Here is a 17,406-nt window from a genome sequence, read left to right on the forward strand (position 1 = left end):
CGTGCGATTAATCAGTTAAGTCACTGAATTAGTCGCTTGCTGACGCACCGGATTGTTTCACCGCCGCAGACCATTTGGTCACTTCATTTTGAATGAAATCACGACCTTCTGCCGGTGCGTGGTGCATGGGGAAGGCGCCGCGTGAAGTGATCACTTCCTGAATTTTTGGGGAAGCAATGACTTTGCCAATTTTTTCATTCAAAAATGCTGCAATGTCATCAGGTGTTTGAGCGGGTGCCAAAATGGTAGCCCAGCCAATGGCTTCATAGTCTGGATAGCCCATTTCAGCCACGGTGGGGACATCAGGCAGTGCATCAATGCGTTTGGCGGTGGTCACGGCCAGCGGAACCGCTTTGCCAGACGCAATGTTGCCTTGGGCAGCTGTGACAGAGTCCACCATCAGTGGTACATGATTGCCCAAGAAGTCCGCTTGTGCAGGACCACTCCCTTTGTAGGGGATGTGGCGCAGTTTGATGTTGGCTGCGGCATTGAGCATTTCAGCGGACAAGTGTTGTGTACCACCAATACCGGCACTGGCGTAGGGCAATGCATCTGGCTCGGATTTAGCTTTGTCGATCATTTGTGTGAGTGACGTGATACCGGATTCAGGGGTTGCCAGAAAAATCAGGGGTACAGAAAAAATACCGCCCAGAGGTCTGAAATCCTCAGTCAATGAATAACCAGGTTTGGCATACAGAGTCTGGTTGACTGCACTGGCACTACCTGCCACCGCGAGTGTGTAGCCATCTGGTTTGGCGTTGCTCACATGCTGCATGCCGATGTTGCTACCGGCGCCTGCACGGTTTTCTACAACCACGGGTTGTCCGAGCTCGACCGCAAGCTCTTCAGCAATGGCGCGTGCAAAGATATCAGTGGCTTGGCCAGGTGGAAAGGGCACGACCAGTTTGATGGGTTGCTCAGGGTAGGCTGCATGTGCACCGAGGGTCACACTGAGGAGTGTGCCTGCGAGTGCGATTTTACTGACTGCGAGGATCTGTTTCATAAAGTGTCCTTTTGGGCAGGAAAGTTAATCAAAAAGTACGTCTATGTACGATCGCGTCGTGACGCGAAGCCGTTTATCGTAAAACACTGGCCGTGTAATTTCAGATAAAACTTGTTTTTCAAATTATTTTTGTTTTGATAGTTTGTTTTTTTAAAGATTGTTGTTTGTTCATGGAACATTCGGCGTCTTGTTCGTTAGAAAACGACTAACATATCGCTTTGATTAACTATGCCTTAGTTGGAACTGTTTGATGAATATGCCTTTACAGGGCCTGCTGACACTCAATGCAGGTTCTTCCTCGATTAAGTTTTCAGTGTTTGTGCCGGAAACGTTGGAACAGCTGCTGGTCGGTGAGTTGGATGCCATTGGCAAACAGACCGTTTTAAAAGCTAAAAAGTCCAATGAGGTACCTTTGCGTCACGATTGGCCCCAGGGCGAAGCGCCTCAGACGCATGGTTTAGCCTTGGCGTTTTTGATTGATTGGATTCAAGAGCAACTCGATGGCATTCAGGTGGTGGCGGTTGGTCATCGAGTTGTGCACGGTGGACAACAATACGATCAGCCCGTGCTCGTCAACGAAGAGGTGCTGCAACGACTGGTCGAGCTCGAGCCTTTAGCGCCGTTACATCAGCCTCACAATGTGGCCGGCATTCGAGCAGCGTTAAGCGTCTTTCCGGATGTACCGCAAATTGCGTGTTTTGATACGGCGTTTCACTGCCATCAACCCTTTGTGAAGGATTGCTTTGCATTGCCTCGCGCGCTGTACGACGAGGGCGTGCGCCGTTATGGATTTCATGGTCTTTCTTATGAATACATTGCTGGGCGCTTGGCGCAAGACTTTCCATTACATGCATCTGGTCGGGTCATTATTGCGCATTTGGGTAACGGTGCTTCGATGTGTGGCATGGTCAACGGACACTCTGTGACCTCGACCATGGGTTTTTCTGCACTCGATGGGCTGCCCATGGGGACGCGCTGTGGTCAGCTTGATCCTGGTGTCTTGTTATACCTTTTGCAAGACCGAGGAATGACGGCTCAAGAGATTTCAGATTTGCTCTACAAGGAATCTGGATTGAAAGGGATTTCAGGTATTTCGAACGATATGCGCACGTTACAAGCGTCTGATGATCCAGCTGCCAAAGATGCCATCGATTACTTTATTTACCGACTCAAGCGTGAAATCGGTGCACTGACAGCGGCCTTGGAAGGTTTGGATTGCATTGTTTTCACAGGCGGCATTGGTGAGAACTCTGAAATGATTCGCCGTCGTGCACTACGGGATTTGGGCTGGTTGGGTGTAGAACTCGATGAACGAGCCAACGCAGACGGTGCCACTATTCTGTCGACACCGCGTTCGCGCGTACTATGCTTGCGTTTACCCACAAATGAAGAGCAAATGATTGTGCAGCATATGCAGAGTCTGCTCGACGCACAAGCCGCTTTGATGACAGAGTCCTGATATTGACGTTTTTGAACTCAGCGCTTTTGGGATCAACGCTTAAAGTCGGTTAATCGGGCGAAAGTGATTCATTTGCCCGCCATCTCCCGAATAGCACCTTCGATTAAACGTCGGGCGATACTGACTCGATCTGGTAATCTGGGCAGATTGTCCAGATCAAACCAATCAGCGGCTTCGATTTCATGCGGATCAATGCGAATGTCTCCATAAGCATGGTCAGCCAGAAACGCGACCATCAAAGAGTTGGGAAACGGCCAAGACTGACTGTCAAAATAGCGCAGGTTTCTGATTTCGACGCCAACTTCTTCCATGACTTCGCGGTGAATGCAATCTTCAAGCGTTTCACCTGGCTCCACAAATCCTGCCAAAGCACTAAAGACGCCCGGTTTGAAATGAGGGCTGCGAGCTAACAATAATTGCGAGCCACGTCGCACAAGCACCATGATGGCTGGGGTAATGCGGGGGTAAGCGGTTAAACCGCATTGATGGCAACGCATCGCGTGTTCATGTTCAGCGATCTCGGTAGGGGTGCCACATCGCCCACAAAACCGATGGGTGGATTGCCAGTCGATGAGCTGAGTGGCACGACCTGCCAAAGCAAACGCTTTCGGACCGGCCACAGCGTAAAGCTGTCTAAGTGAAATGAGCTCAGCTGATAAATGCTCAGGTAGACGATCAATGTCTGTGGTGTAGCAAGGTGCGCCTTGCCACTGACCCACCCAGATGGGTGGCGTGTGATCATAGGTTAAGAACTCTGTTTGCAATAGAAAATCAGGACCCTGTGGGCTTGAAATGTCGATCAGGATTTGTTTTTGATAGCGAACAATCCAGTAAGCATGTGGATCCATGTTGCAAGCTTCCTCACGTTGTCGGTCAATGGCTCTTTTTGACGATACCGCAAAAAATTTCTTGTTGGGGGATTTTCTTGCGATTGTCACAGAACCCATCGAAACCTTAGAAGTTCTTCTGTATATACTCATTCACGAGAATGCGTATTTGTGACTGGAATGACTGTTTTCAGGGTGCGCAATTCCTATCTGATTATTAAAAGAGTCACTGGTGTCTTCAAAAAAAGTTTCCGAGTCTTCCAAAGCAACGGAACGTCAACCGACCAATTCGCCCGAAGTTGGGGATAAGCCCATTTCCGCTAAGCGCGATCTTTTTCTGGCTCTTCTTGGCATTGCGTTCGCGTCCATCATCGCCGCTTTTGATGCGACGATTATCAGTACGATTTTGCCTCAAGTCGCGCAAGCACTGGATGGCATGAGTTTGTATGCCTGGGTTGGGACAGGGTACTTTCTAGCGTCCTCGGTCAGTATTTTGATATTTGGTCGGCTTGGTGACTTATATGGCCGTAAGCCTTTACTGCTCTTATCGTTGGTGCTCGTATCATTAGGATCAGCCCTATCGGGCCTCGCGCAAAGCATGGAGCAGTTGATTTTGTTTCGTGTTTTACAGGGTGTGGGCGGCGGCATGATGGTGGCGACTGCGTTTGCAGCACCCGCTGATTTGTTTCCTGATCCCAAAGAACGTGTGCGTTGGATGGTGGTGTTGTCTTCGACCTTTGCGATGGCCAGTGGCGTCGGACCCGTCCTAGGCGGTGCGATTACACAAAACTTTGGTTGGCGTGCAGCATTTTTTCTGATTCCGCTGATTGGCTGCATTTCGATGATTGTGATCTGGAAGTTTTTCCCCATGATCAAACCCCATCCGAATCGTCGCTTTAAACTCGATTGGTGGGGCGGCGCATTACTCATTGTGACAGTGGCAACACCTTTATTAGGCCTAGAATTCCTGACGGCTGAACACATCACAGTGTCTCGCTGGGTGGGTGTGATGTTGATTGTGACCGCAATTGTTGGGGGGGTTGTGTTGCTTAAAGTAGAGCGTCACGCACAAACACCTATTTTTCCGTTGCGGGTTTTGAATACAACCCAGGCGCGATTTCTGAATGTCTCAGCACTTCTCGCCGGTGCAGTTATGTTTATTCTGGTGTATTACATTCCGCTGCAATCACAGGATGTGTTTGGTTTTAGTCCGACTTTAGCGGGACTTTTAGTCTCTCCTTTAGTGGCGGGTATTCCGGTCGGCAGTATTATTAATGGCCGACTATTTCCACGTGAAGCCAACCCGCAACGTCTGATGATGCTGGGTAGTATTTTGTTAGGCGTGGGATGTGCACTGGCATTGACATTTTCTAAAGACGATGCGGTTTGGTACATGCTGACCGTGATGGGGTTGTGCGGACTTGGGCTGGGCTTTTTATTACCCAACTTCACCCTATTTATGCAGATTGTGTGTGCCCGTAATGACATTGGCATGGGATCTGCACTGATTCAAACGATGCGAGCACTTGGGAGTGCTATTGGGACTGCGGCTGTGGGTTCTTTGATTGTGCGTTTTTCAATCAACACGGGTTTACAAATTGGTTTGGTCGCTTGCGTCGCAATGTGTGCGGCGATCTGGTGGCTGAGTACACGCATACGCATGGAAAGTTTCACCCGTTAGGATCACCGCATTGTGGTCGGCTTTAGGCGTCTTTTTTAAGCCAAGGTGCCATGTATTGCGCGGGCTCACCGGTATCAAAGGCTTTGCCAAACTCGGTGATGGTGTCTTGGATGGCATCGGTCATGGGGAGTTGTTCCCAGCGGCGCATGAGACGCTTTTGTTGTGCCACAGCCTGAGGAGCTAGCTCACAAAACAGAGTGACCATGGCTTGTAGACGTTGATCGAGCTCATCGGCCGGCACTTCTTCCGTAATCAGTCCCCAGTCTAGGGCTTGTTTTGAGGTAACGAGTTCACCACTGAGTAACATCCAACGAGCTTGGGTGGAGCCGATCATGGCAGGCATCAAGACCGCATGAATAACGGATGGAATGCCGACTTTGACTTCAGGCATACCAAACTGAGCGCCTTGGGCAGCTAGTCGGATGTCACATGCCATGGCCAGTTCCAGTCCACCACCCAAACACCAGCCAGGGATACGAGCGATGACTGGTGCTGGAAAGCGTCGAACGGCTTCACACAAATCGTGTAAGCCTGTGATGAATTTTTCTGCACTGATGCGTTCGAGCTTGGCCATTTCTTTAATGTCCGCGCCCGCCACAAAGGCTTTGTCGCCTTGACCACGCAGGGTCAGAACTCGGATGTCATCACGCAATGCCAATTCTTTAAGTGCAGTGGTTAAATCCTGAATGACCGGTGTGCTCAGGATGTTTAGGTGGTTGTGACTGACAATCGTCAGGCAAGCCGCGCCTTGAGCATCCAGTGTGGCCTGAGCGTGAGGTAGTGTGATTAAAGATGTCATGGTGAAGATCCTCAACGATGAAAGTGCGAATTTAAGCGAATGTTCAATCGTACAATGCGGCAAGCACCAGTCTCTTTGGCTATGGTGTTGAAACTGATATTAAAAGATTTCGCTAGGACGCCATGAACGTACTCACAAAACCCGCTAGCTATGACAGCAATACCCCACAAAACGACTATCGCGCCTGGGCCGATCGCCTCTTTTGGGTCGGCGTTGTACTGGGGTGCGTGCTGTCTTGGTGGTATGCCTGCAACCAGATTGTGGATGGTGACCAGCTACAAATGATCCACAAAGGGTATCTGGGTGCTTACGAGGGTACGTGGTTAAGTTTTGGTAATACAGCCAGTGTGGTGGGTAATGTGCCGGGCTCACTTCTGGCTTGGGTGGTGGGTGTGCCCTTGATGGTGTGGGATTCCCCGTATGCACCCATGCTGCTACTGATTGTTTTGCGGTTGATTGGGTTTTTAATGCTCGACAACATTGTGCGCCAAGTTTATGGACAGCAGCCCTTGGCTCGCCTGGTCTTTCTATTGATGTGCTGGTTAAACCCCTGGTTTTTGTTTGACAGCTTGCTCTATAACCCCTCATACCTAATTTTTTGCGCTGGCTTACATGCTTGGACAGCGTTCAGAATGCAGACACAAAAGCATTTTGTTTGGATGGTTTTACATGTGTTGGCGATTGGTTTGGCTATGCAATTGCATTTTTCATGGCCTTTGCTGGTGTTTGTGTCGTTAATGCTGTTTTACCGAGGGGTCCTGAAGGTGAGCTGGCTGGGCGTGCTGGTCGCGCTGGCATTGATAGGTTGGAGCTTAATACCTTATTTAACACAGTTGATCGATAATCCCGAGATGGCTCGCCATACCGATCCCAATGCCCGTGAGCGCTATATCGGCTGGGGGGCTGTGCATGTCTACCCAGTCTTGAAGTCGGTCTTGTATTGGTTACGCTATGGTGCTTGGTCTTTTCCCAGTAAATTAGTGAACAGTACCGACTTTGCTTGGATTGGCGTCACGTTTGTTCAAATTTCACTGTCTTGGCTCTGGACGCTCTTGTTGGGGATTGTTGGGGCGATCACGGTCGTGATCTCACTGGTTGCGAATGTGACTGCATTTCGGGCAATTCGTCCGTTTTGGCGGCGTGATCTAAAACCTGTCAGTCCACAGACTTGGTTCTTGCTATATGCCTTGGCGGCGTTTGTGGCCGCGTTGATCAGTGCGGGCTTGGCGCCTATTGTGTTTAATTATTGGCATTTGACGCTCATTTTTCCGTTTGCATTGTTTCCGATCTTGTACTGGGTGATGACATATTTGTCACGTAGTCTGAATGCCGTGCCCTATAGTTTATGCTGGGTGGGCGCGTTTTTGATTCTGGTGAATCTAGTGGCTTTGAATGACAGCCGTAAGTTTTCGTATGGAGTGAGTTATCAACAACAGACACAAGATTATGTCGAACAAACATTCGGTTCGGATAAATCGGCCAATGCATGGATTGGCCGTTAATGTGAGTCGATCGCGATGACACAAGCTGGGACTTCTTTGCGTATTCTGATCGTGGATGATGATCCGGATTTGCGACAGTTATTAAGTGCTTATCTCAGTAAGCATGGTTATGACACCGTGATGGCGGCGGATGCGGCTGATTTGGAAGCCAATATTGTGCGTTACGCCCCTGACTTAATTGTTTTAGATCGCATGTTGCCCAGTGGCGATGGGCTGGACGCCTGTCGTGATTTGCGCAATCGAGGTGAAGATGTGCCCATCATTCTGCTGACCGCCAAAGACGAATCAGTAGATCGGATTATGGGTCTTGAAAGTGGTGCCGATGACTATTTAGGCAAACCCTTTGATCCTCGTGAATTATTGGCTCGGATTCAAGCTGTGCTTCGACGTAAAGCGGGTCCATCAGCCTTGCGACCTGCGCAAACGATCCAGTTTGGTGATTTTGTGTTTGATCAGACCACTGAGCAATTGCGACGGGGTGGCGAACTGATTCATCTGACCAGTGGGGAGTTGAGTTTGCTAGGTGTTTTGATTCAGCATGCGGGCAAGCCATTGTCCCGTGAGCGGTTGTTGATTCTGGCACGTGATGATGAGGCAGGCGAACGCAATGACCGTGCCATCGATATTGCGATTTTACGTTTGCGTCGATTGTTGGAAGATGACCCCAAAAACCCGCGTTGGATACAGACTGTCTGGGGTGTGGGTTATCGGTTTATGCCATGAGTATCTTGCGTAAACTGCTGCCAACCTCGTTTCGGACTCGTCTGATTTTGTTGATCTTAGGTGCGGTTTTATTGGCGCAAGCTCTGACGATATATGCGTTTGCCGTCTATCAACAAAACCAGGTGCAGACAGCTGCTGTCAATTTATTGGTGACCAGTATTCAGACGGTTCAAGCTGCGTTAGGTACGATGCCAGCGAATGAGCGAGCGCCTTTTGTGAACAATGTCTCTCACGGGCAATGGCAGTTACTTGAGCGTGATTTACCTAGACATGCGCGGTTTCAATCTGAACGTGGATTGGAAGAGGTTTCGGCTGAGCAAATCACCTTGCGGCGTAGCTTGCGTCAGATGGCCAGGGCTGTGAATCGAGCGCTTGATCGAGGCTCCAGAATTGCAGTGACCGCGGGAGAACAACCCTTTTTGTATGTGTCGATTCCTCAGACACAGACCACGTCACACCGTAGATCTGGACAATGGTTACAGATTCCACTTGATCGCATCGATCCACCACTGACCACACCATTACTGGCAGCTTGGTTGGCCAGTTTGGGTGTTTTGTTATTGGGGGTGGTGTGGTTTTCTTGGCATATTACTCGCCCATTAACCCGTTTAGTCCACGCTACTGATCGATTAGCCGCAGGTCAGCCCGAACCGGTTAAGCCTAGTGGTCCAGATGAAACACGTTTGCTGGGTGAGAAGTTCAACACGATGTTGGCAGCACTGGCGCAATCACAAAAAACACAGCGAACACTGCTGGCTGGCCTACCCCATGATTTGAAAGGGCCGCTGACTCGCATGGGGTTGCGCATTGAAATGAGTCAAGATGCTGATTTACAGGCTGGTTTGCGACGTGATCTGGATGATATGCAGCGTATGGTTGAGCAGTTTTTGGCGTATCTACGAGGTCAGGATATTGACCGTTTTGAGCGCCAATCCATTGATCTCAATGATTGGTTCCAGTTGCGCATGACAGATTGGAGCAAGCTCGGTAAACCCATCAAGTGGCACAAGACAGATGCCAAGATTCAAGTGTTGGCAGATCCAAATAGTCTGGATCGTTTGCTCAGTAATTTGATCGACAATGCGTTGGCGCATGGTGAACCGCCGGTACTGGTGACATTGACAACAGAAGGCCGACAAGCTGTTTTAAGCGTGGCTGATCAGGGTTTTGGTATTGAGCCTGCACACCAGTCTCGGGTTTTAGAGCCTTTTGAACGCGCCGATGATGCGAGAACGCGCACCGGCAACGTGGGTCTAGGATTAAGTATCGTGCAGATGATTGTGAATGCCCATCAAGGCACACTACAGATGCATCAACAAGTAAGTGGTGGGTTTGTGGTTGAAGTGCGACTGCCTTTGCAAGAGGTTTGATTGTGTCCGAATGCAGACAGAGCTATGGGATACGCCCTCAGTATCATTTGCGACAAAGCCCACAAGGCTTGCTGGCTTGGGATGTGCGACGTCTGATTCGTCTGACAAGCAAATTGCCTGTGGTTGATTGGCCACTTGATCAGATCAAGGAGTTGGATGAACCGTATTGGTACCAAGATGAAACCAACCCACCCACTTGTCAATCCATTGCGGATCACATGCGTTTGGTGCAGGCGAGTGATCTGCGATATCCCATCATTCTTTGCTCAGAGGGATGACTAACGGATGGTATGCATCGAGTGGTGAAAGCGTATTTGCAAGGACGCACGAGTGTGTTGGCCTATCAGTTGCCTGTTCTACCCGAGCCAGATTATGTCGGTGTCGATCAGGATGATTTGCCGTACAACGAGGATGTCGACGTTTAAGACCAGTTCTAAATTAAAAATGCTCGGACATCGTGAGATGCCCGAGCATCAAGATCACTCAATGAGAAGACGTTTGAGTGTTTTATGAGGCCTGTTGTGCTGCGCGTTTGCCGCCTTTACGCTCACCACGTGCTTTTCTTTGCTCAAATCGATCTTTGTAATGTGTCTGAATGATGGACCGTTGATCGGCAGACAGGCTGTCCCAGAATCCTAACCATTGACCTTGGATTGTTTCGCGAGATTTCTGGAATTGTGCGAAACGCTCGTTTTGTTGTTCAAACATGGCCTTAGGATCAAAGTTGGGTGCAGCCTCTTTGTCGGCTTTGCGTAATTTCTGCATGCGTTCACGATTGGCGTCGAACATTGCCTTTGAGGCTGTTTGAGCATCGTGGTATTTCAGCTTTTGTGCATCCGTCAACTTGAGCTGTTCAAGCACGGGTGCAGGTAATTGCATTTGCATGCCAGCGCCCATTTTAAAACCGCGGTCACCGTGTTTTTTGAATTGTTGGCAATTTTGGCCGCCACGTTGACTGTGGAATTCGCCATCGTGTTTCTTGCCATGACCTTGTGCCATGGCAACGCCACTGGCGAGTGTGAGCGCCAAACCAGCGATGAGGGGGCGGATATAAGTTGCTTTACGCATCAGAGAACTCCTTTGTTCGTTGTGTTGATTGGACGATTCCATTGTGCGATTAAAGCTGTTTCAAAGGTATTACAGAATCTTCGAAAGTTGTTTCAAATTGTTACAAGGTGCTTACTAGATATGATGTCATAGGCTAGTGAGTTCAGGATACAGCCGCTCGAAGCGGAACTTCTGGAATATTGGGATCTTGCGGACGTTTGGCTAACCAGAATACCAAAGAACCAAAGAGCGCAATAATGGATAAGACCGTGAAAGCCACTCGATAGTTGCCTGTGGCATCACCCAATGCGCCGGACAACAGTGGACCGATTGATTGGCTGAGTGCAGTAATGCCTGCCGATAAACCCAGAATCATGCCGATGGCGCGGCGTCCAAAGTAGTCTGCCCGAATGGCTTGCATGAAGGGTCCGCGAATACCCCAAGCCAATCCGTGACCGACTGCAAAAAACACCAATTCAATTGCGCCGGTCGCATAAGTGAGTGATAGCATGGCGCTGGCATGTAAAAGCATACAGAGAGAAGCGACCTTACGCTTGTCGAATTTATCGCCTAGATAACCACCGAATAGCACACCACAGACCTGACAGGCTGTCATGAGCATAATGAAATATGACGCTTGTGCAATGGTGTAATCCAGTGCAATGCGCATGTGGTTAATGGCGTGCGTGTTGACGGAAGCCACCACAATTAATGCAATGCCATGCCCCAGTGCTAAAAGCCAGAAAGCCCGTGTGCGTAGGGCTTGTTTGGCCGTGAAGTTAGCTTCGACTGGTGCGAGGTCAGTTTGTTTTGCGTGTCGCTGCTGTTTAGCCTGAAAGTTTTTACCATCCACGACTTCGCCATAATCTTCGGGGCGATGACGAAACAGACTAGCAAGGGGTAATCCAACCAGAAGAACCAATAGGCCACTGCCCATGGCAGTTTCACGCCAACCAAACGCTTGGATGGCGCCGGCAATGATAGGAACAAATACACCACCCAGCGCAAATCCCAGTCCAACGACTGACAAAGCACGGGCACGTTTTTTTTCAAACCAGTTGATGACGGCAACGTTTAAAGGAAAGTAGCCTGCCATGGAGGCGCCGACGGCGACAATTCCGATGGCTAGATAGAATTCACCTAAGGTGTCAATCTGGCTTAAATAGATAAAACCAGTTCCAAATAGGGCGGCACCCATCATGATGACACCGCGAGCCCCAAATTTATCTAAAAAATACCCTAGAACTGGACCAAGAATCGCTGCTTCAGCAGACAAGAGTGCTGAAGCACCCGAAACCGATGTCTTGCTCCATTCCATTTCGACTGTGAGCACTGCTAGGTAAGCACCGAACGCCTGATGCAAGAGCATGGCTTGCATGATTTGCAGCAAAGCCGCTGCACCGACCATTTTCCAGCCGTAAAAGATTTTCAAAGCAGAGCCTCGTGTTGGATAGGAGGTTGATTAGACTCGGTCAGTGAGGTTGTCATGTGTTGTTTGAAGCACGAGAATCTGTGATTTGCCGCACAATCGCTTGCGCATCAAGGTTGTCTATGTCGGTCACATTGATACTTTTATCATTGAGTACACCGTAATGGATGGGACTGGTGGCGGTATAAAGGCCGACACAGCGAGCATTGGCCGCATCGGCCAAATGCAGTGGGCCGGTATCGCCACAGACAAATAAATCCATCGCGCTGAGCACGGCGCCGAGCTCACGTAAATCAGCACTCGCAAAAGTGACTGTTTCCGGTGTCAACGGGGTCGTGATATCTGGACTGAGGATCTCAACCCATTGGGTATTGTGATGAGTCGCTTCATCAAACTTCTGACGAATTGTGTGCCAAGTTGCATCATCAATAATCTTGTTACCCCGAGCACCTCGGAAATACGCAAAACACCAAGGTGCATCCGCTTGAAGGATGCTCACGGTCTGCCAGGCTTTTTCTTGCTCTCGTTCGGTGAATTCAATCGTGTGTGAGACTTGGCCCACCGAATGACCCAATGCACTTAAGATTGTGAGTGGTGATAGGGCAGCATGGTGTGAAGCAGGTGTTTGTTGGATCGCATGCCGAAATACACCCACTGTCTTGCCATCATGGAAAGCGACTTTGTTGCGTGCATGAATAAATGCGCAAATTAGTGTGTCACTGGCCGAGTTATGTGGCATGAGCAACAGGTCGTAGACGTTATGTCGCACCTTACGCATCGTTTTGAGGAACGGTAAAAATGTTGCAAACGCAAACTGCGACACAAAGGTGTGTCGTAAACCTAAATTCAAAAAGATACGACTTTGTCCTTGATGGATGATCATGAGATCAATCTGGGCATTGGGGTAAGCGTGTCTGACTTCGCGGATAAAAGGCAACAAAAAATACATATTGCCGATTCGCTTGTTGTTGCGAACAACGAGGATTTGTCGGACATCTTCGTTCGGTAAACGTGTCTCGGTGAGATGTCGACTGTGACCCAACCAGCGGTTGAGGCGAGTTGCTAAACCCAATGTGGAGCGGCGGCGCAGACGATCCAAGCGCCGTAAGAAATTGCTCAATGGCATGTGACAACGAGCCTTAGCAAAAAGAGTAAAGAGAAGACTGAAGCCCGATCTTATCGTAAGGCAGGGGTTTTGGGCGATTTGATGGGGAGGTTTATGAAGAAGGACGCATAAAAAACAACGGGCACGACCCGAAGGTGTGCCCGCACTGTTTTTTATGAACGATTAAACGTTCTCAAGCGCTTGAGCCAGATCGGCTTTCAGGTCTTCGATGTTTTCAATACCGATGGACAAACGAACCATGCCTTCACTGACACCTGCGAGTGCCAGCTCTTCCGGATTGAGCTGACGGTGTGTTGTGGAAGCTGGGTGTGTCGCCAGTGACTTGTTGTCACCGATGTTGACCAAGCGTGTGAAAAGTTTCAGACCATCCAAGAAGCGGGCGCCAGCGGCACGGGCGTCATCGGAGGTCTCTTTCAGATTAAAGGACAAGATGCCAGAGGCTTTGCCATTCATTTGACGTTGCACCAATTCGTGGTCGGGGTGGTTTGGCAAACCAGCGTACTGAACCGATTCGACTTTCGGATGATCTTGCAAGAATTGTGCCAAGGCCTGTGCGTTTTCGCAGATACGATCCATGCGCAAGGGCAGTGTTTCAATCCCTTGCATGATTTGGAACGCATTAAACGGCGAAAGGGCACCCCCGGTGTTGCGCAGTGGCACTACACGAGCACGACCAATGTAAGCGGCTTTGCCCAAGGCTTCGGTGTAGACCACGCCGTGATAGCTGACGTCGGGTTCGTTCAGACGTTTGAAACGTTCTTTGTGTTCAGCCCATGGGAAGTTGCCACTGTCGATAATTGCGCCAGCCAGGGTCGTTCCGTGACCACCCATGTATTTGGTGAGGGCATGAACCACGATGTCAGCGCCATGCTCAATCGGACGCAGCAAATAGGGGCTGGGTACGGTGTTGTCCACAATGAGTGGCAAACCATGGGAATGGGCAATTTCAGCAAGTGCAGCGATATCTGTGACGTTGCCTAAGGGGTTGCCGATGGATTCACAGAAAATGGCTTTGGTGCGCTCATCAATGTGTTGTGCAAAGCTCGCGGGATCGCGTGCATCAGCAAATCGCACTTCAATCCCTTGTTGTGGGAAGGTGTGCGCAAAGAGGTTGTATGTCCCGCCATACAGGGTGCTGGCTGAGATGATGTTGTCGCCTGCTTCTGCGATGGTTTGGATGGCGTATGTGATGGCGGTCATGCCAGAAGCCACCGACAGGGCTGCGATACCACCTTCGAGTGCTGCAACACGTTGCTCAAGTGCATCACAACTTGGGTTGGTGATCCGAGTGTAGATATTACCAGGTACTTTTAAATCAAAGAGATCGGCACCATGCTGGGCACTGTCAAACGCATAGGCAACAGTCTGATAAATGGGTGTGGCGACTGATTTGGTGGTCGGTTCAGGCGAGTAACCTGCATGTACAGCCAAAGTCTCAAATTTCATTCATGACTCCATCGGTAGATTTTAAACACATGTCACTATATCGGCATATTGAAGCGTTTCCAAATAATTTTTGGAAATATGCTCAGAAGTTAGATGCACAAAGAAACAGCCATCACACGGATGGCTGTGAATTAATCAATAATCCTGAGTGAAATTCTCAGAGATTGTGACGCGATTTTAGGGCGTGGCGCTGGTAATCCCCCCGTCGACTACGAGTGTTTGTCCCGTAATGTAGCGGGCTTCATCGCTGGCAAGGAATAAAACGGCATTGGCGACATCCCAAGCATCGCCCATCTTACCCATGGGAACCTGTTGGTGGCGGTGTGCCACAAAGGCATCGTAATCACCCCCTGCATATTTGTTGGCCAATCGCTCGACAAGAGGTGTAAACATTAGGCCGGGTGCGACACAATTCAGACGAATGCCTCGGTTTGCGTAGATGACCGCTGTGGTTTTTGTGAACTGCATGAGGGCAGCCTTACCCGCTGCGTAACCAACTTGGGGTTTGCCGATGTAGCGCAATCCGGCTACAGAGGAAATGTTGACGATCGATCCAGAGCCTTGTTCTTCCATGATCGGCAAAACGTATTTAGATGTGAGGTAGGCTGATGAGACGTTTAGATCAAGCTGATCTTGCCAAACCTCTTCAGTCAGTTCGACTGGTCCGCCTGGTTCAGAACGTCCGACGTTATTGACCAGAATATCGATACGTCCAAAGCGATCCATGCAGGCTTTGATCATGGCCTGAACTTGTTCAGTATCCGTCACATCGCACGCCATCACTTCGGCTTCACCCCCTTCTTCGCGAATGATGTCTGCTGTGACCTGAGCTGCATCAAGCTGTAAATCAACACCAAAGACTTTGGCACCTTGTCGAGCCAATAAAGCGGCGATGGCTTTTCCGTTGCCCCAGCCTTGTTCGCGGGTTCCGCAACCAGTCACCAAGGCGACTTTGCCCTGAAGATCTAACATATCAATCCTCCTGAAGGAATGTCGTGCTTACTTTTAAATTGTGATGGTGCTTATCATGCCTGTGAGGATGAACTGCGCGCAAGTGGTTTTACGTCGTCTCCATAGTCTGAGTCATGTCTGGCTAATTTGTATTGTGATTGTGGCAGTGTGAATACACCCTCTCATCATGCTGCGCATGATAAGGGGCTTCTCGCTCCGCGATGACCTTTGGAGTTATTCCAAAGGGTTGAGAGCGTGACCGGTATTCTCGGTTTGCCGGCAGAGCTTCTGTCTGCTGGCAACTGCCCATCCTTTCGGTGGGTCAGCTTGAGTTTCCATGCCCAGTAACGGGCACCAATGTTGTAGCTGGCATTCAGGTCGGCGTTGTATTGCTTGCCACTGGCGAACGTGACCAGTTCGTACTGCTTTGGATTGCGCTTAACGCGGCCAGAGCCGTCAAAGGCCCATGAGGATGTGCCACGGGCATACACGTAAACCACCTTGCCGCCCACCTCGGTGAACTTTTGCTCGATAAGCGTGGCAAGCCGGCGATGAGTCCATGCGTGAAAGCGCTGTTTCATGCTTGAGCGTTTGGCCACAGCCTTTGGTCGCCATCCTTTGAGGTTTTCCAAAACAATGACGTCCGCGCCCTGTTCAAGGGCGAAGTTCACCAGCTGTCTAGAAACAGTTTGAGCAATATGCTCGTTATAATGCCGCACCTTGCGGTACAGGGTGCTACAAAAGCCTTGCGAGAGCTTGGCTGTTTTGCGTGCCTTTGCCCGGATCAGGGTGCAGCACTTATCGCGACGGTCTATGTCCGCTGCCGGATGAAAAAATCTCCGTGCAGCGACAGTGCCGTTTTTGGAAACGATGCTGGCAACGGCCAGCGTGTTGATGCCGACATCCACGGAACAGATATGCTCACTGGAAGGGAGTGAAACTTTCTTGATGCTGAATGGTACCGACAGATGGCAGTGTTTGCCGACGATCAGGCTGGGCGATTGTATGGTGTTTTGAAGGTGGCGTTGACGCACCTTCTTGATTCCCATCTCATGCCACAACCATTCTTTACCATCCCACAGCTTCAGGTATGCGCGAGTGTAGTCCTCGTTAAACTTGAACAGCTGCCCACGGTACATAGCCGGATAACAGCCAGAGTCTGCATTGAAGACGGGTGGCTTGGCGGTTCGGCTTTTGCGCTCGCCTCGTTGCCAGGCTGCGTAGCGCGTCAGATAGGACGAAACCTGCCCCTTGGCGAACTCGATCGCAGCGCGGCGCAAATACGATGGGAACTTGTAGAAGCGCTTTTGGAAATAGGTGTGTCGAGTTTCAGGATTTTTTGCGGTCGGGTGAATCAGGCGCTCAGTTGCTGCGCAAAAGCTATCTGCCTGGCAAAGCGCCGGCCAATTATTCAGGATGATAATAGACACAGCACGACAAAACGCCCTGTACTCGTGGAGAGTCAGGCGCATCAGCTCTTTTTGCTGAGCGGTGGCTTGCAGTGGCCACTTGTCAGTGCGTATCATTGCCTTATTCATGATTGATATTTTGGATGATCAATATGAATAACGCAACACTAAGAACCAGCAGTCATAGTGCATACAGACTTTATTACCATTTGGTTCTGTCAATGAAGTATAGGCATAAATGTCTGTCGGCACCCATGCTGAACAGGCTTGATAGCCTGATGCGTGACCTGCTGATCAAATGGCGCTGTGAAATGGTGGAGTTTGGCGGTGAGGCCGATCATGTTCACCTGCTGTTTGAAGCACCGCCGACAGTCAAACCGTCCGACCTGGTGCGCAGCCTGAAATCCGTATCAGCCCGGCACATGCGTAAAGAGTTCGCAGCGGAGTTGGCCCCATTTTACTGGAAACCGTACTTCTGGAACAGTGCTTACGCCCTGATCAGTGTTGGCAGCCGGGCAAATATCGAAACCTTGCTGCGTTACATCGAGAATCAGGATGATCCACGCAAAATGGTTAAGCCGCTTGACTAGCGCACGATGCTGCGCATACGGGCGTAGGATGCGCGGCTGGTTTG

General features: G+C 50.0%; 17 protein-coding genes. 8 read left to right on the forward strand and 9 right to left on the reverse strand.

Annotated elements, in window-relative coordinates; translation table 11 throughout:
• Positions 1-28: 28 nt before the first annotated feature.
• Entirely contained in the window at positions 29-1,003 is a 975-nt protein-coding gene (locus tag ACOI06_RS03865) for a Bug family tripartite tricarboxylate transporter substrate binding protein (RefSeq protein WP_420661192.1), read from the reverse strand.
• Between the two features lie 250 nt (positions 1,004-1,253).
• Here ACOI06_RS03865 and ACOI06_RS03870 point away from each other — a divergent pair, with 250 nt between their 5' ends.
• A complete protein-coding gene (locus ACOI06_RS03870; protein ID WP_420661193.1) occupies positions 1,254-2,462 on the forward strand; it encodes an acetate/propionate family kinase in 1,209 nt (402 codons plus the stop codon).
• Between the two features lie 68 nt (positions 2,463-2,530).
• On the opposite strand, the gene nudC is transcribed toward ACOI06_RS03870, so the two are convergent.
• The gene (gene nudC / locus ACOI06_RS03875) at positions 2,531-3,442 is read right to left on the reverse strand and encodes an NAD(+) diphosphatase (RefSeq protein ID WP_420661194.1); all 912 of its coding nucleotides are present in this window, start codon (positions 3,440-3,442) and stop codon (positions 2,531-2,533) included.
• 79 nt (positions 3,443-3,521) lie between these two features.
• Here nudC and ACOI06_RS03880 point away from each other — a divergent pair, with 79 nt between their 5' ends.
• Complete coding sequence (locus ACOI06_RS03880) at positions 3,522-4,970, forward strand: MFS transporter (RefSeq protein WP_420661195.1); 1,449 nt, start codon at positions 3,522-3,524, stop codon at positions 4,968-4,970.
• 22 nt (positions 4,971-4,992) lie between these two features.
• Here ACOI06_RS03880 and ACOI06_RS03885 read toward each other — a convergent pair whose 3' ends face one another.
• Positions 4,993-5,769, reverse strand: coding sequence for an enoyl-CoA hydratase (locus tag ACOI06_RS03885; RefSeq protein ID WP_420661196.1), 777 nt, complete (start codon positions 5,767-5,769; stop codon positions 4,993-4,995).
• 122 nt (positions 5,770-5,891) lie between these two features.
• On the opposite strand from ACOI06_RS03885, the gene ACOI06_RS03890 reads away from it, so the two are divergent.
• Genes ACOI06_RS03890 through ACOI06_RS03910 form a run of 5 tightly spaced genes read left to right on the forward strand, consistent with a single transcriptional unit; the run spans position 5,892 to position 9,789 of the window.
• A complete protein-coding gene (locus ACOI06_RS03890) occupies positions 5,892-7,271 on the forward strand; it encodes a hypothetical protein (protein ID WP_420661197.1) in 1,380 nt (459 codons plus the stop codon).
• Positions 7,272-7,286: 15 nt separating this feature from the next.
• Positions 7,287-7,994 (forward strand): response regulator, encoded by a 708-nt coding sequence (locus tag ACOI06_RS03895; protein ID WP_420661198.1) that lies wholly within the window; start codon positions 7,287-7,289, stop codon positions 7,992-7,994.
• Complete coding sequence (locus tag ACOI06_RS03900; RefSeq protein WP_420661199.1) at positions 7,991-9,364, forward strand: ATP-binding protein; 1,374 nt, start codon at positions 7,991-7,993, stop codon at positions 9,362-9,364. Before ACOI06_RS03895 ends, ACOI06_RS03900 begins: the two co-directional genes overlap by 4 nt.
• Before the next feature lie 2 nt (positions 9,365-9,366).
• Entirely contained in the window at positions 9,367-9,642 is a 276-nt protein-coding gene (locus ACOI06_RS03905) for a hypothetical protein (RefSeq protein ID WP_420661200.1), read from the forward strand.
• Positions 9,643-9,654: 12 nt separating this feature from the next.
• Positions 9,655-9,789: a hypothetical protein gene (locus tag ACOI06_RS03910; protein ID WP_420661201.1), complete on the forward strand. Its 135-nt coding sequence runs from the start codon at positions 9,655-9,657 to the stop codon at positions 9,787-9,789.
• An 82-nt stretch (positions 9,790-9,871) separates the two neighbouring features.
• Here the strand turns inward: ACOI06_RS03910 and ACOI06_RS03915 are convergent, their stop codons facing one another.
• From ACOI06_RS03915 to ACOI06_RS03940, 6 genes are all read right to left on the reverse strand, one after another.
• On the reverse strand, positions 9,872-10,432 hold the full coding sequence (locus ACOI06_RS03915; RefSeq protein WP_420661202.1) for a hypothetical protein: 561 nt from the start codon (positions 10,430-10,432) through the stop codon (positions 9,872-9,874).
• Between the two features lie 142 nt (positions 10,433-10,574).
• Complete coding sequence (locus tag ACOI06_RS03920; protein ID WP_420661204.1) at positions 10,575-11,843, reverse strand: MFS transporter; 1,269 nt, start codon at positions 11,841-11,843, stop codon at positions 10,575-10,577.
• A gap of 52 nt (positions 11,844-11,895) precedes the next feature.
• The gene (locus ACOI06_RS03925; RefSeq protein ID WP_420661205.1) at positions 11,896-12,966 is read right to left on the reverse strand and encodes a glycosyltransferase family 9 protein; all 1,071 of its coding nucleotides are present in this window, start codon (positions 12,964-12,966) and stop codon (positions 11,896-11,898) included.
• 162 nt (positions 12,967-13,128) lie between these two features.
• Positions 13,129-14,412, reverse strand: coding sequence for an O-acetylhomoserine aminocarboxypropyltransferase/cysteine synthase family protein (locus ACOI06_RS03930; protein WP_420661206.1), 1,284 nt, complete (start codon positions 14,410-14,412; stop codon positions 13,129-13,131).
• Positions 14,413-14,589: 177 nt separating this feature from the next.
• Positions 14,590-15,384 (reverse strand): SDR family NAD(P)-dependent oxidoreductase, encoded by a 795-nt coding sequence (locus ACOI06_RS03935; protein ID WP_420661207.1) that lies wholly within the window; start codon positions 15,382-15,384, stop codon positions 14,590-14,592.
• A gap of 164 nt (positions 15,385-15,548) precedes the next feature.
• Positions 15,549-16,901: an IS200/IS605 family accessory protein TnpB-related protein gene (locus ACOI06_RS03940; RefSeq protein ID WP_420661208.1), complete on the reverse strand. Its 1,353-nt coding sequence runs from the start codon at positions 16,899-16,901 to the stop codon at positions 15,549-15,551.
• 23 nt (positions 16,902-16,924) lie between these two features.
• On the opposite strand from ACOI06_RS03940, the gene tnpA reads away from it, so the two are divergent.
• Positions 16,925-17,362 carry an IS200/IS605 family transposase gene (tnpA, locus tag ACOI06_RS03945; protein ID WP_420661209.1) on the forward strand — a complete coding sequence of 146 codons (438 nt, stop codon included), beginning with the start codon at positions 16,925-16,927 and terminating at the stop codon, positions 17,360-17,362.
• The last annotated feature ends 44 nt before the right edge of the window (positions 17,363-17,406 follow it).

The sequence above is a fragment of the Orrella sp. 11846 genome (genome assembly GCF_048820935.1).
Classification (GTDB): Bacteria; Pseudomonadota; Gammaproteobacteria; order Burkholderiales; family Burkholderiaceae_B; genus Algicoccus.

Excerpts from the sequence above, each read along its gene's own strand:
- ACOI06_RS03890 (WP_420661197.1), top strand. The coding sequence starts at position 5,892 with ATGAACGTACTCACAAAACCCGCTAGCTATGACAGCAATACCCCACAA.
- ACOI06_RS03910 (WP_420661201.1), top strand. The coding sequence starts at position 9,655 with ATGCATCGAGTGGTGAAAGCGTATTTGCAAGGACGCACGAGTGTGTTG.
- ACOI06_RS03935 (WP_420661207.1), bottom strand. The coding sequence starts at position 15,384 with ATGTTAGATCTTCAGGGCAAAGTCGCCTTGGTGACTGGTTGCGGAACC.
- ACOI06_RS03865 (WP_420661192.1), bottom strand. The coding sequence starts at position 1,003 with ATGAAACAGATCCTCGCAGTCAGTAAAATCGCACTCGCAGGCACACTC.
- tnpA (WP_420661209.1), top strand. The coding sequence starts at position 16,925 with ATGAATAACGCAACACTAAGAACCAGCAGTCATAGTGCATACAGACTT.
- ACOI06_RS03885 (WP_420661196.1), bottom strand. The coding sequence starts at position 5,769 with ATGACATCTTTAATCACACTACCTCACGCTCAGGCCACACTGGATGCT.
- ACOI06_RS03900 (WP_420661199.1), top strand. The coding sequence starts at position 7,991 with ATGAGTATCTTGCGTAAACTGCTGCCAACCTCGTTTCGGACTCGTCTG.
- ACOI06_RS03925 (WP_420661205.1), bottom strand. The coding sequence starts at position 12,966 with ATGCCATTGAGCAATTTCTTACGGCGCTTGGATCGTCTGCGCCGCCGC.
- ACOI06_RS03915 (WP_420661202.1), bottom strand. The coding sequence starts at position 10,432 with ATGCGTAAAGCAACTTATATCCGCCCCCTCATCGCTGGTTTGGCGCTC.
- ACOI06_RS03870 (WP_420661193.1), top strand. The coding sequence starts at position 1,254 with ATGAATATGCCTTTACAGGGCCTGCTGACACTCAATGCAGGTTCTTCC.
- ACOI06_RS03940 (WP_420661208.1), bottom strand. The coding sequence starts at position 16,901 with ATGAATAAGGCAATGATACGCACTGACAAGTGGCCACTGCAAGCCACC.
- ACOI06_RS03930 (WP_420661206.1), bottom strand. The coding sequence starts at position 14,412 with ATGAAATTTGAGACTTTGGCTGTACATGCAGGTTACTCGCCTGAACCG.
- ACOI06_RS03895 (WP_420661198.1), top strand. The coding sequence starts at position 7,287 with ATGACACAAGCTGGGACTTCTTTGCGTATTCTGATCGTGGATGATGAT.
- nudC (WP_420661194.1), bottom strand. The coding sequence starts at position 3,442 with ATGAGTATATACAGAAGAACTTCTAAGGTTTCGATGGGTTCTGTGACA.